This is a genomic window from Rheinheimera hassiensis (assembly GCF_022436675.1).
GTDB lineage: Bacteria > Pseudomonadota > Gammaproteobacteria > Enterobacterales > Alteromonadaceae > Alishewanella > Alishewanella hassiensis.
On record NZ_JAKUJZ010000001.1, the window covers coordinates 626,353 to 640,239 of the forward strand.

9 protein-coding genes are annotated in these 13,887 nt (G+C 49.3%); 4 read left to right on the forward strand and 5 right to left on the reverse strand.

What is annotated here, in order from left to right; genetic code table 11:
* Nucleotides 1-13 precede the first annotated feature (13 nt).
* Nucleotides 14-2,974: a SusC/RagA family TonB-linked outer membrane protein gene (locus tag MJX74_RS02675; protein WP_240220668.1), complete on the reverse strand. Its 2,961-nt coding sequence runs from the start codon at nt 2,972-2,974 to the stop codon at nt 14-16.
* 541 nt (nt 2,975-3,515) lie between these two features.
* Here MJX74_RS02675 and MJX74_RS02680 point away from each other — a divergent pair.
* On the forward strand, nt 3,516-4,451 hold the full coding sequence (locus MJX74_RS02680; protein WP_240220670.1) for a carbohydrate kinase family protein: 936 nt from the start codon (nt 3,516-3,518) through the stop codon (nt 4,449-4,451).
* A 152-nt stretch (nt 4,452-4,603) separates the two neighbouring features.
* A complete protein-coding gene (locus tag MJX74_RS02685) occupies nt 4,604-5,824 on the forward strand; it encodes an ROK family transcriptional regulator (protein WP_240220672.1) in 1,221 nt (406 codons plus the stop codon).
* 34 nt (nt 5,825-5,858) lie between these two features.
* On the opposite strand, the gene MJX74_RS02690 is transcribed toward MJX74_RS02685, so the two are convergent.
* The 4 genes from MJX74_RS02690 to MJX74_RS02705 all read right to left on the reverse strand — a co-directional run bounded on the left by MJX74_RS02690 (nt 5,859) and on the right by MJX74_RS02705 (nt 10,739).
* Nucleotides 5,859-7,199, reverse strand: a complete 1,341-nt coding sequence (locus MJX74_RS02690) for a sugar porter family MFS transporter (protein ID WP_240220675.1) — start codon at nt 7,197-7,199, stop codon at nt 5,859-5,861.
* Nucleotides 7,200-7,409: 210 nt separating this feature from the next.
* Nucleotides 7,410-8,027 (reverse strand): single-stranded DNA-binding protein, encoded by a 618-nt coding sequence (gene ssb / locus MJX74_RS02695; protein ID WP_240220677.1) that lies wholly within the window; start codon nt 8,025-8,027, stop codon nt 7,410-7,412.
* A 21-nt stretch (nt 8,028-8,048) separates the two neighbouring features.
* Nucleotides 8,049-9,413 (reverse strand): MFS transporter, encoded by a 1,365-nt coding sequence (locus MJX74_RS02700; RefSeq protein ID WP_240220679.1) that lies wholly within the window; start codon nt 9,411-9,413, stop codon nt 8,049-8,051.
* Nucleotides 9,414-9,512: 99 nt separating this feature from the next.
* Nucleotides 9,513-10,739, reverse strand: coding sequence for an MFS transporter (locus MJX74_RS02705; RefSeq protein WP_240220681.1), 1,227 nt, complete (start codon nt 10,737-10,739; stop codon nt 9,513-9,515).
* 166 nt (nt 10,740-10,905) lie between these two features.
* Between MJX74_RS02705 and MJX74_RS02710 the strand changes: the two genes are divergently transcribed.
* Both MJX74_RS02710 and pgmB read left to right on the forward strand, forming a co-directional pair.
* On the forward strand, nt 10,906-13,242 hold the full coding sequence (locus tag MJX74_RS02710; RefSeq protein ID WP_240220683.1) for a glycoside hydrolase family 65 protein: 2,337 nt from the start codon (nt 10,906-10,908) through the stop codon (nt 13,240-13,242).
* Nucleotides 13,239-13,886, forward strand: coding sequence for a beta-phosphoglucomutase (gene pgmB / locus MJX74_RS02715; RefSeq protein WP_240220685.1), 648 nt, complete (start codon nt 13,239-13,241; stop codon nt 13,884-13,886). Before MJX74_RS02710 ends, pgmB begins: the two co-directional genes overlap by 4 nt.
* Nucleotide 13,887 lies beyond the last annotated feature (1 nt).

Below are 13,887 nucleotides of genomic sequence, written 5' to 3' on the forward strand. Positions count from 1 at the left end.
TTTAAGCATCAACTCAGAATGTCATCGACAGACCCAGGGTCAAGGTTCTTGGAATGGGGAATACACTGTTCGGCGCCTCAGGATCCTGACTTAAAGTGCCGCTTGGCGTTATCGTCAGTAAGTTCTGTGCACTTAAGTAAACCCTTGCATCAAGAATTGCCGGGTCGATGTTGTATGCGATAGAAAGATTGCGCAGCTTCAGATATGAACCATCCTCCCAGTAGAAACTGGACTCTCTGGCTTCATTGTTGTTATCCAGTAAGGTTAATGCCGGCACATTGGTGTCAGTATTACCTGCTGTCCAGGCATTCAGCGTTCTGTCGCCATAGTTAGAGCCGATATTCAGTGAGGTGAAATCAGTAAACAAGCGCCAGCTGTTACGAACACTGCCGCCTTTCACACCTTGCCAGAACATATTGAAGTCCCAACGGCCGTAGGTCAGCGTGAAATTCAGGCCGTAGATAAAATCCGGATCGGTATTGGTAAAGAAATCCTGATCCTGATCGTTAATAATACCGTCACCATTAAGGTCAACATAACGTATCCGGCCAGGAGCCGCGCCAGGCTGGCTGGCATGAGCGGCAACTTCTTCCGCACTTTGGAACAAGCCATCGGTAACATAACCAAATACCGAATTTACCGACTTGCCCAGAATGGTTTTATCCCGGCCGTTACCGCCAAATGAGTTCACTACCGAGTCAGGCAGCGCAATGACCTTGTTTTTTGCGGTTGAAATATTACCGGTAATATCGAACGTAAAGCTCCCCAGGCTGGCCACAGTAAACTCATCGGTATAACCCAGCATCAGCTCGATACCGGTGTTTTCGATGGTGCCACCATTAACGATCATCTGCGCACCTTCGCCTTCTGTCGCCAGCGGCTGCGTTGTGGTCAGAATATCTTCGGTGCGCTTTCTGAACCAGTCAAAGCTGCCGTATAACGCACTGTCAAAGAAATCAAAATCCACCCCCAGGTTCAGCTGGGTTGATGTTTCCCACTTTAAGTCCGGGTTACCGGAGCTGACTTTGGCAAAGCCAGACGGCAGATTGCCCTGATCACTGCCGGTCAAATCATACGCGGTACCTTCATCCTGTTCATTGGTAAACAGCGACTGTGTGGCGTAACGTGACTGAAAAATGGATGAAGTCGCCCGGGTATTAATTTCCTGGTTACCATTTTGTCCCCAGCTGGCTCTGAATTTCAGCTGGTTCATCGCATCAAACTTAAAGAAATCCTCATCTGAAACACGCCAGCCTACCGACGCCGCCGGAAAATTACCCCACTGATTATTCTCGCCAAAGCGGGACGAACCATCGCGGCGCAATGTAAAAGACGCCAGATACTTTCTGTCATAGTCATAGTCGAGTTTGGTAAAGTAAGATTTCAGCGTCCAGCCATCAGCAAAACCGTTGGCAGTAATGCCGCTGGTTGCCTGATCTAAAAAGGCATAGTCACGGTCTTGTGACGCAAAACCGGAACCGGAAGCGCTAAAAAACTCACTCTCAAACTCAACCGTTTCATTACCCACCAACAGGGTAAACATATGGTCATAATTCAGTAAGTATTTGTACTCTGCAGTATTTGACCAGACAGTGGTTTTGTTCCAGTCGTCCGTCACCGTAAGACGGTCATTAAAATTCAGGCTGCCAGCCTGAAACGCTTTGGTGAAATTACGAAACTTAAAATTGCCATAACTCAGGCCATAGTTGGTCCGCAGCGTTAAATCATCCAGCGGCAGATATTCGACATAAACATTGCCAAGCACCTTGTTAAATCTGTTGGTGTTGTCTTTGTTCATTTCCAACAGCCGTACCGGATTATCACGGTCTGTGATACCGGCAGTTGGCCCGCCCCAGCCAGTGCCATCTTCAGTGCGTATTGGGATAATAGACTGTTGCTCAATCGCCAGGCCAAGAATGCCGCCAGCCAGATCGTTGACCAGATTCTGCTTCTGATCAGTCAGGGCAAGGTTTTCACCTACCCGCACTTTGCCGTCAAATAGCTCAACATGTGAATTAACCCGGCCACTGATGCGGGTAAATTCAGAGCTTTTCACTACACCGTTGCGATCAAGATATCCAAATGATGCGTACACCGCTGAAGTATCACTGCCGCTGGAATAAGACAGGTTTAAATCTTTTGACGTAGAACGCCGGGTCACCTCATCAAACCAGTCGGTATCAGCCGGGCGCATGGTTTGCGCACTGTCAATGTAAGTGTTCAGAATGACATTGTTAAGCTGCGGATTATCGTAGTCACCGTTCCAGTCGTACTGATACAGCGGGCTGACATTATTCGGGTTAGCCCTGTCATTAACGGCAGCGCGCCAGACAACTTCGGCACGTTGCTTGGTATTTAGCGGATTGAGGTCGTACTCGAAGTCTTCCGTTGAGGTATTTAATTTAACTTCAAACTTTGGCTCACCGCTACCTTTCTTGGTGGTAATGATAATGACGCCATTCGCTGCCCGCGCCCCGTAAATACTTGCGCTGGCCGCATCACGCAATACCACAAGTGATTCAATATCGTTGCTGTTAATCTCGTGCAAACCGGAGTTCATTGGCACACCGTCTACCACGTATAACGGGTCGTTATACCCCAGTGGTCCAAGCCCCTGACCGCGAATTTTTACCTGAGCGGTTGAATTTGGATTACCGTTGGTCAGGATCTGTACGCCAGGCACCCGCCCCTGCAAATTCTGCATAATATTGGCTGAGGACAAATCTTTCACATCGGCGATTTTCACATCGACTGCTGCACCGGTAATATCTTCCTGCCGCGTGCTGCTGTAACCAACCACCACTATGGTTTCAACTTCTTTTTCTTTCTTCTCCAGAGCGCTTTGTTGCGCTTCGGAGTTTTGTTGCTGCACGACCAATTCATCAGGCACTGAGTCCTGTTGCACCTGCGCTGCCAGTCCTGCACTTTGCAATGCACAGCATAGTGCACTTAACGCAAAAGTTTGTTTTTTCATAGCTCCCCCGTCTCGTTTTATTTTTCTTCAGAGACAGCATCTCTGCATCGGGCCAGACGACATCAACTCTGCCTGGCCCCAAAGTTTGCTGTTATAGAAGAAGTGATTTCTATTAATTATTATCTTTTGGCGGTCTGTTCCGGCCGTACTGGCCCTTTGCAGTATCAACTAAGGGCAGTTTTCACATGCATGTTTGGAAACCGTCAATTTTCCTGTTTTGCATATTGCACATTATTCGACCATCCATGCACCAATATACAACACAGTTTTAGTTAATCAAGTTTGACCAGTTCAGAAAAATGCAATAATTAAGAAATAATCAAGCATCCGCTTTGAAATCTATATTTATTTTTCTTTTAAAACAGCAACTTAATTATTTAAGTTATAAATAACAAACATAAAATAAAAAATAACATTGATTTAGTTATAAAGCTAAAACAGAATAGGTGACATATGACAGAAAGCATGGTAACGCCAGGATACACGGCTCATTACTATTGACGAGGTGGCGTTTGCACCTTAAATGAACACGGAGAACACTATGATTGCGGTGCTTGGAGAGAACGTTGTTGATCTGTTAATGCAGCCTGATGGAAATTTTTGCCCTCATCTGGGGGGATCACCGTTTAACGTTGCAATTGGCATTGCCAAACAGGAAGTGCCTGTTACATACCTTTCGCCCATTTCACAGGACAGGTTTGGTGACAACTTTCTGAGCTATATGCAAACACAGGGTGTTGAGTATGGTGCGCCGCATCGCTCAGCGCTACCAAGCTCGGCGGCTATCGTCACGTTAGATGCACAGCGCCAGCCACATTATAGTATTTACCGCCATCACGTTGCCGACAGGGATATCAGTACCGGGTTGCTGGTTTCTTGCCTGCCGGAAAAAACCCGCATATTGCACACCGGCTCTTTGGCATTGGAGCCTGAGGACTTAACAAAAGTTAAAACACTTTTAGCTTTTGCCAAATCCAGAGGGGTCAGGATCAGCATAGACATTAATATCAGAATGGATTTCGTTACCGATAAAGCCGCCTACAGTGCCGGCATTGAAGAGCTGATGCCACTTTGCGATTACGTTAAAGCAAGCGACGAAGACCTGAGTAAACTGTATCCGGACATGCCACTGAGCGATGCATTGGCAAAGTTTAAGTTGCTGATACCGGATGCACTCTTTGCTTACACTGAAGGTGATAAGGGCGCACTTTTATGCACCCAAGCGATAGAAATTACAATGCCGGTAATTCGTCCGGACGTGTTCGGCGATACCGTCGGCGCGGGTGACACCTTTTACAGTATGCTGTTAGCTTACCTCTGGTCTGAAAACCTCGACACTATTGCTCCCTCATTGCTGTCAGACAAACAACTTCGCCCTGCACTTAAGCATGCTATTGTTGCCGCGAGCATCAATGTGTCCCGCCATGGCTGCATGCCGCCGAGCAAAGTAGAGGTTCAACAGAAACTGGCCTGCTGATGCATTGCTGATTGATTTACTGCAATTAAACTCTGCGTACCGTTAGGGTACGTAGTATCATCATAGAAAAATGTGCCTTAACTGGTTATTATCACGGCAAATATGGCGTTTCGCCGTTCAACCGTTGTACAACCAAGATAATGTGGAATTTTATGGGGCAAGGCAGTAATTCATCAACTCTCAGGCAGTACAATGAGCGCGTGGTTATTTCCGCCGTGCGCAAGGCTGGCGTCGCATCTAAACCGGATCTTGCCAGAAGTATTGGTTTAACACTGCAATCGTTAACCCGTATTGTCGATGCGTTAGAAGAAAAAGGGTTGCTGGAAAAATCCGGCCGGCGCAGTGTTGGTATTGGTCAGCCATCCAACCTGTATCAGATTAAAGCCGATGGCCTGTTTTCGGTTGGTATCAAGCTGGGCAGACAAAATATTGAGTATGTACTATCTGACTTTGCCGGTCAGGTAATCGATAAAGCATCCCATCGTTATAAAGAACCCACTCCAGAGCAGCTTATCGATAGCTTAAGTAGCGGCATTGAAGTGATGCTGGGCAAACTATCGCCAGCACAACGTCAGCGCTTTGTTGGTGTCGGAATTGCGATGCCCTGGTTTTTAGGCAATTGGGCCGCACAGCATGAAATGGCACCTGACATCGCGCAGCAGTGGGTTGATATCGATTTTGCCAATGAATTGGAACAACGCCTGCCATACAGCATATTCTTTGAAAATGACTGCTCAGCGGCCGCGGCGGCTGAGCTGTACTTTGGCCAGATAAAGGCGGCAAACAATTTCCTCTACATTTATATTGATACCTTTGTCGGCGGCGGCCTGGTACTCAATGGCAATCTGGAAAGAGGGGTGCATAGCAACGCCGCCAATCTGGCAACGTTACCTGTGCCGCAGTCCAGGCTGGACAGCCAAAGCAACACCTCAGGCTGGGATACCTTAGTTAACCGGGCTTCGATAGCAACACTTCTGAGACACCTGCAGTTTCATCAGGTTAATATCGATAATATTGCCGATCTTGCCGATATTATTGATGACAACCGGGCACTGGTGCATGACTGGATGCAGGACTGCGCAGAAGGCGTTGTATTCTGCATTATGTCTTGTGTCAGTTTCCTCGATTTAGAAAAGGTCGTCATTGACTCCCAATTGCCAACGTTCTTATTAATTGAGCTTATCAGCATGATCAAAAGACGGTTGGCAGCGATGCCAACGTCAAATTTATTCGTACCACAGATCGAAAAAGGCAGCCTGGGTGAAGATGCGATTGCCATTGGTGGTGCTATTTTGCCGCTTTATTCGCATTTCGCACCAGACCGCACTGTACTGTTAAAAGGCGGTGTACCGGACAGGTTGCAACAGAAATAACAGCATGGCGGATGGTACGCCATGCTGTCAGGTTTTACTTCGTTAACACAACAGCCTTAGAATGTTCTGTCTGGATCTCTTCCGAGATAGACTCCAGCGTACGCCCCTTTGTTTCAGGCATAACAAACAACACAAAAACCAGCTGCAGTACCATCATAAAAGCAAAGAAGATAAAAATGGTGGCGGGTGTAAACACGCTTAAGAAAAACGGCATCAGTAAAGCAATTAATGCCGCAAATACCCAGTGTGTGCTGGCCCCAAGCGACTGGCCTTTGGCGCGAACCGCATTAGGAAAGACTTCAGATATAAACACCCAGATCACCGCGCCCTGGCCAATGGCGTGCGAAGCAATAAACAAAAACACAAAAAACACCACGGCCATGCCGCCGATACCAGCATAAAAAGCATACGCCACTACGCTTAACGACACTATGTAGCCAACCGAACCAATTAGCATCAGCAGACGCCTGCCTGCCTTATCAATTAAATATAACCCCAACATAGTGAAGACAAGGTTTATAATGCCAACACCCGCCGAGGACAATAAAGCAGAATCACTATCTAAACCCGCCAGCGAGAATATTCTCGGTGCAAAATAGATAATAAAGTTAATGCCCGATAGTTGGTTGAAGAATGCGACCAAAAACGCCAACATTACCGGGAAGCGATAGCGGGCAGAGAACAAGCTGGACTTTTTCTCTGTCGGCCGGGTGCGCTTGATATCAGCCACTATGCTATCTACATCTTTCTCTTGCAGCTGGTTAAATACCACTCTGGCTGCAGCCTCATCTCTTTTATGCAGGATCAGCCAACGCGGGCTTTCTGACACCTTAAACACCAGAAACAGAAAGACCATAGCGGGAATAACTTCAACGCCCAACATCCAGCGCCAATCCTCAGCTGAAATACCTGATAACAAGTAGTTGCTGAAAAATGCGACTAAGATACCAAACACAATCTGGAACTGGTACATCGCAACCAAGCGCCCACGATGTTTAGCAGGTGCTATCTCAGCGATATACGCCGGTACCGCAATCGACGAAACTCCAACCCCTAAGCCACCGATAAACCGCATAAATGAAAACGTATAAGGATCTGCTGCCAACGCTGAGCCCAGCGCAGACAAAATATATAAAATACCGATAGCAATAAGGGTAGCCTTACGACCAAACCGGTCACACGGCACACTACCAAAAAGCGCGCCAATGACCGTACCCCACAATGCCGATGACATGATGAACATGCCGTGAAATAGCGGATCTGTTTGCCAAAGCTGCTGTATCGGCAGGTCGGCTCCGGAGATAACTGCGGTGTCAAAACCGAATAAAAATCCGGCCAGCGCCACGGTTATCGCCCATAAAAAAATAGTCTTCATTATTCCCCCGATTAAATAACACTGTTTTAGTTATTGCGTCTGAGTAGAATAAAATCGGTGCAGATTGTCAAGCAGAATCTCTAATTTGGTGCAGAGCCTTAGCCGGCATTATCAGCATTGTCAGGGATTGAGGGTGAATGGCGCTCACAAAAAAGCCCCACAGATGTGAGGCTTTCAGAGCATTCTAATTTATTGTTTTAAAATACAATCTTAGAACGGAATATCGTCATCAAAGTCGATTGGCGGTTCCATCGGAGCGCGTTGTTGCTGTTGCGGCTGTGCCGGCTGCTGGTAACCACCTTGTGGCTGCGCTGGCTTTTGGTAGCCGCCCTGCTGTGGTGCAGCTTGCTGGTAACCACCTTGTTGTGGTTGCTGATAGGCCGGTGCAGCTTGTTGAGCCGGTTGCTGATAACCACCCTGCTGTTGGGCTGGTTTTTGATAACCGCCCTGTTGGCCGCCGCCCATACCACCGCCTTGTTGCTGGCCATCACCACGGCCATCCAACATTTGCAGCTCGTTGGCAATAATTTCGGTGGTATAACGTTCTACACCGTCTTTATCCTGCCATTTACGGGTTTTCAGCTTGCCTTCAATATACACTTTGCTGCCTTTACGCAGGTATTCACCGGCAATTTCGGCTAAACGCTGATAAATCACTACACGGTGCCATTCGGTTTGCTCTTTTTTCTCGTTAGTGGCTTTGTCGGTCCAGCTCTCTGAGGTTGCTACCGTTAAATTCGCCACTGCGCCGCCTTGCGGCATATAGCGCACTTCCGGGTCAGTGCCCAGGTTACCAATCAGAATAACTTTATTAATGCCACGCGCCATGCGAATTCTCCTAAAAAATGTTTAAGCCCCGGCGGCTGTAATAACAGCCTGCGCTGCTGTGTGATCAAACTGTGCTGAACTGACTTTCAGATAACAGCGCTGCTCTGCCAGAACAATTGTAACTTCCTGCACCCCGTTCAGTTTGGTCAGTCGCGCTGCCAGTGCACTGGCTTGCTGTTCGCTGGTTAACGACACAGCCAGAGACAAACGCTGGGCGCGTGGAGGAAGCTGAAGGGTGCTGGCAACTGCCAGCCATATTAAACCAATAACAGCCAGTACGGCAAACAGTGCGTGGTAGCCAAAATGTTGCACTACGGCACCACCGGTTACACCGCCTAGAAATGCACCAAAAAACTGGCTGCTGGAATAAATACCCATAGCACTGCCACGCTGACCTGCCGGTGCAATGCGTGACACCAACGCTGGCAGGCTGGCTTCTAAAAAGTTAAAGCCAATAAAAAACAGCAGTAAAGCCATTGTCAGTGCAGTAAAACCGGGCACCAGCAATGCCAGCAGCATAGCGCTGATCAGCAATGCTATGGCCAATAAAAAGAAACCCTTTTCCTGCGCTTTACGCATCGCAATAATCATCATTGGGATCATCAGCACAAAAGAGCCCAGCAACACCGGCAAATAAAACTGCCAGTGTTTTACCGATACCAGGCCATAGTTTTGCAGCAGTGCCGGTAGTGCGACAAACATTGCCGTCAACATTAAATGTAGCAGTAATACGCCCAGATCCAACTGCAGCAGTTGGCGGTGTTTAAGCATGTTACCCAAACTTTGCGGCAGCGCCAGGGTTTCTGCCATCGGTGCTTTGTTAACACTTTTGGGCAGTAACAATGCCACCACCAGCATAGCGCCACAAGCCAGCACAGCAGTAAACCAGAATACGCCACTTAGCCCGGCCCACTTTGCCAGTAAAGGCCCCAGTACCATTGCCACAGCAAAACTTAAGCCGATACTGGCACCAATAATAGCCATTACTTTGGGCCGCTGTTCTTCGCGGGTTAAATCGGCTGCCAGTGCCAGTATGGCACCGGCAATAGCACCGGCGCCCTGCAAAATACGGCCGAAAGTAACCATGTAAACAGAATCGGCCAGTGCAGCGACCACTGAGCCCACTGCAAACAAAGTAAGTCCGCCCAGCATCACTTTGTGGCGGCCGATACGATCAGACAACCAACCGAGCGGAATTTGCAAAATGGCCTGGGTTAAGCCATAAGCACCAATGGCCAGGCCTACCCATAACGGTGAAAAACCGTCCAGCTCGCTGCCATATAGTGCAAACACCGGCAACAGCATAAACAGGCCCAGCATCCGGCTGGAAAATACCAGCGCCAACGCCATAGCTGCACGTTTTTCTAAAGAATTCAGTTGATGCATCAGGTATGAGTTAACCGCCCAAATAAGCGCGCCAGTGTAACACAGAACCCGCGCGCATTAAGCCGATTTCAGCCCGGGTTGCCGGTAAGATGCGACAAATCAGGCAATAACCTGTTTACTCTGGCGATGAAATAACCCCACGGACAACAGCAGCAGGCTTAGCGGCAACAGGCACAGGTAAAATGCCGTCTGGCCATCAAAGTTGGCAAAGGTATAGCCGGTAACCATAGAGCCAGTGGTGCCGCCCAGGGCGGAGAACACCACAATAAGGCCAGTCATAGCGGCATGCCTTGCCTTGGGCAGTGCGCTTAATATTACCGAGTTAATTACCGGATAAATCGGTGCCATAAACAAGCCAATCAGCGGAAACAAATAGGCCGCCAGCGGTGCAGTAAATAAGCCAACCCCGGCATTGTGCTGAATATCGCGTGTTAATGGCAGAGTCGACAGTATTAGCAGTGCCATAGCCAGCAAACAACTGTTTAACAGCACATACCAGGACAGCTTTTTCAGCACCACGCCGGCGAGAATACGTCCCAGCGCCAGGCTGGCAGCAAAAATGCTGGTTAACTGCACACTAAGCTGGTTTGGCAGCTTCAGCACTTCATTGTTAAACGTTGGCAGCCAGCTGCCAATACCTTGCTCTATCAGTACATATAAAAACGCCGATAGCACAAACACGAACACCAACGGTTTATACACCAGCTGCAGCATGGCAATAAAATCCTGCTTTAATGGCTGGGTCGGTGGCAACTCCAGTTTTGGAAAAAGCGTGCTGCTTAGCAATGCCAGGTTGGCTACACAAAGTAGCGCCAGTAGCCAATACACCTGCAGCCAGCCGCCAGACTCTGGTGCGGCGGGGTCCATAAAAGCCGAAAACAGCCAGTAGCCCGTCAATACGCCAAGCATAAAACCGCCTTCAATAAAATTCAGCAAAGAGGCATGCTCAGCTTTGGTGTTGGTGACCACGCCGATACTGGCGTACACCGATACCTTTACCAGCGCAAAGCTGGCGCCAACGGTCAGAAACAACAGCTTGGTGGTCCAGAATGCCGGGATCAGCGGCATCATAATACAAGCCAGCGTAACCAGCGTCAGCGCAACTTGCAGGGCGGTTTTATAGCCCAGCCGCGGCAGGTAAGAGGCAATAATAAAAGACACCACGGCAATAGGAATATCTTTGAAACCCTCCAGCACACTGGCGGCTTCTTTACTGATCTGATAAGTGTGGATCACCTGCAAAATAACAGTACCGACACTGTTGAGCAGAATGGCAAATACAAAATAGGTTAGCAGTAGCGACAAGCGGATACGCAAAGTGGCCATGGTCTGGTTCTCATTTTTATGCTGTGTGACACAGCTATAGTTGTTTTACCCTGTTGCCAGTCTGTTTGCTGACATTTTGCACTATACAACGCTTTCGCCGCATATTGCAATCGATTGCAAAAGCTGTATATTAAGCTTATTTACTGCAATTAGTCAGGTACGCTTTATGTCGTTACATCCTCATGCTGCCGTGCGGCCCCTAACCACTGAGCCCTGGGCTTTAACCGACAGTCACTATCAGCCACAACACCTGCTGCTGCAAGAGACTCTGCTTAGCCTGGCTAATGGCTATATCGGCACACGCGGCACGCTGGAAGAAGGTGCTCCGGCTGGCGTTGCCAGTTGCGAAGGCACCTATTTAAACGGCGTGTACAGCAGCGAACCGATTCATTATGGCGAGTCCGCTTACGGTTTTGCCAAACATAACCATAAAATGCTGCAGGTAGCTAATGGCAAAGTGCTTCAGCTCAGTGTCGACGGTGAAAGCTTTAGCGCTGACAACACCACCAGCCACAGCCGCACGCTGGATTTGCAGCAGGGCGTACTTAGCCGGCACAGTGAGTGGCAAAGCCAAAGCGGTAAGCAATTACGTATCGCCAGCCGGCGTTTTGTGTCGCAGGCCAACCCGCATTTAATGGCCATTGAACTAAGTATTACCGCGCTGAATTTCTCCGGCGAGGTTATTCTGACCAGCGGCCTGGATGCCGCTTATCCGGGCTTTTATAAAAAAGATGACCCACGGGTGGGTGACATGTCGATAGCCGACAGCTTAACCCTGCTTAGCCAGCAATTTAGCGGCGAACACAGCCTGATGTTGCATCGCGCTAAAGGCACGGACTTTATTGTCGCTGCCGCTAGCAGCCACGTGTTACCGGCTGGAGTAAGCCTGCAACGGCAGGATGACAGCCAGAGCAATAAGTTAACGCAACAATTTACGTTGCAGCTAACGCAAGGCGAAACCCTGACCCTGCATAAACTGGTGATCTACTGCCATAGCGCCAATGTTGACGACAGCGACAGCCTGGGCCAACAAACACTGCAATTACTTAGTAACGCACAGCAGCAAGGTTTTGCCGCTCTGCTAAGTGAGCATCAGCAGTGGTGGCAGCAATTCTGGCAACAGGCAGACGTAAGCATAGAGGGCGATGTGGCACTACAGCAGGCGATTCGTTTTAACCTGTTTAGCCTGGCGCAGTCGGCCGGCCGTAACGGCCAGAGCAATATTGCCGCCAAAGGCTTAACCGGGCCTGGCTATGATGGCCATTATTTCTGGGACACTGAAATTTACGTGGTACCGGTAATGAGCCTGACTCAGCCCGCTATAGCCCGCCAGTTATTAACCCAGCGCTACAGCCAGCTGGATGCTGCGCGTGAGCGCGCAAGGCAGATGTCGCATAGCAGTGGCGCCTTGTATCCGTGGCGCACTATTGGCGGCGAAGAGTGCTCGGCGTATTTCCCGGCCGGCACCGCGCAGTACCATATTAATGCTGCCATTGCCTACGCCATTCGCAGTTATTATCTGGCCACTGACGACTGGGCCTTTATGCAGCAGATGGGCGCTGAAATGCTGATTGAAACTGCGCGGCTATGGCTGCAGCTGGGCTTTTTCTCTGCGCGCAGTGGTAAGTTTGAAATTCATATGGTTACCGGGCCGGACGAATATTCGGCGCTGGTGAACAATAACTTTTACACCAATGCGATGGTGCAATTGCAGCTGCGTTTTACACTGGAAATAGTGCAAAAACTGCAGGCTGAGCAGAGCCCGCTGTTAAACCAGTTGGGCGTAACAGAAGCCGAAATACAACAGTGGCAACAGGCGGCCGATACCATGTATCTGGCGTTTGACGAACAGCTGCAGGTGCACCAGCAGGATGATAATTTCTTAAGCCGTCAGCCGTGGGATTTTGCCAACACCCCGGCCGACAAATATCCGTTATTGCTGCACTATCATCCGCTGGTTATTTACCGCCATCAGGTGTTAAAGCAGGCCGATGTGGTGCTGGCACTGCTGCTGTTGGATGATGCAGTACCACAGGCACAAAAGCAGCGCGATCTGGCCTACTACGAGCCATTAACCACCCATGACTCCAGCTTATCCAGCTGTATTCACAGCATTCTGTTTGCCGAAACCGGCGACACCACAAGAGCACATGAGTTTTTTGGTGACAGCGCACGGATGGATCTGGATAACCACCATGCTAATACCGAATTTGGTGTGCATATCGCCTGTATGGCCGGCAGCTGGATGTCGCTGGTCATGGGCTTTGCCGGTGTACGTTCACGCCCCGCAGGTTTGCACTTTAACCCACAACTGCCACCACAGTTACCTCGCTTAAGTTTCCGCTTAAGTTACCGCGGCCGTGTGCTGCAGTTTAGTGCCGACAGGCAGCAGGCCAGTTATAAGTTGCTTAGCGGCGAGCCGTTAACGCTGTTTCACTCTGGCCAGGCGGTAGCGTTAACCAATGGCCAAACCGTAAGTAAAGCTATTGGAGTAGTAGTATGAGCTGCCGCGCGGTAATTTTTGATTTGGATGGCGTACTTACCGACACCGCCATTTACCATTTTCATGCCTGGAAGGCATTGGCCGATGAGCTGGGTATTGTCTTTACCGAACACGACAATGAGCAGCTAAAAGGCGTTGACCGTTTGGGCTCGCTGCGCTGGATTTTGCAAAAGGGCGGCTTAACGCTAAGCGAAGCTGAAGAAGCACGGCTAATGCAGCAAAAAAATGCGCATTATCTTGAGCTTATCGACCATATGACAGCAGCCGATCTATACCCCGGCGTACAGCCGTTGTTTACTGAACTGCGCCAAAGCGGTATTAAAATTGGCCTGGCATCCGCCAGTAAAAATGCCGCCTTTGTGGTTGAGCGTTTAGGTATAGCGGCGCAGTTTGATTATATTGCCGACGCCAACCAGGTAATAAACAGCAAGCCCGACCCGGAAGTGTTTTTACTCGCCGCCAACGGCTTGGGTGTGGCGCCTGAGCACTGTATAGGTGTAGAAGATGCGCTGGCCGGTATTGAAGCGATTAACCGCGCCGGTATGAAAGCGATAGGTATTGGTGATGCAAAGGTACTTAGCGGGGCGTTAAAGGTGTATCCGGGGTTGGCTTGCGTGACACTGGCCGATTTACAAAAACTTTAAC

Excerpts from the sequence above, each read along its gene's own strand:
- MJX74_RS02675 (WP_240220668.1), bottom strand. The coding sequence starts at position 2,974 with ATGAAAAAACAAACTTTTGCGTTAAGTGCACTATGCTGTGCATTGCAA.
- MJX74_RS02680 (WP_240220670.1), top strand. The coding sequence starts at position 3,516 with ATGATTGCGGTGCTTGGAGAGAACGTTGTTGATCTGTTAATGCAGCCT.
- MJX74_RS02685 (WP_240220672.1), top strand. The coding sequence starts at position 4,604 with ATGGGGCAAGGCAGTAATTCATCAACTCTCAGGCAGTACAATGAGCGC.
- MJX74_RS02690 (WP_240220675.1), bottom strand. The coding sequence starts at position 7,199 with ATGAAGACTATTTTTTTATGGGCGATAACCGTGGCGCTGGCCGGATTT.
- ssb (WP_240220677.1), bottom strand. The coding sequence starts at position 8,027 with ATGGCGCGTGGCATTAATAAAGTTATTCTGATTGGTAACCTGGGCACT.
- MJX74_RS02700 (WP_240220679.1), bottom strand. The coding sequence starts at position 9,413 with ATGCATCAACTGAATTCTTTAGAAAAACGTGCAGCTATGGCGTTGGCG.
- MJX74_RS02705 (WP_240220681.1), bottom strand. The coding sequence starts at position 10,739 with ATGGCCACTTTGCGTATCCGCTTGTCGCTACTGCTAACCTATTTTGTA.
- MJX74_RS02710 (WP_240220683.1), top strand. The coding sequence starts at position 10,906 with ATGTCGTTACATCCTCATGCTGCCGTGCGGCCCCTAACCACTGAGCCC.
- pgmB (WP_240220685.1), top strand. The coding sequence starts at position 13,239 with ATGAGCTGCCGCGCGGTAATTTTTGATTTGGATGGCGTACTTACCGAC.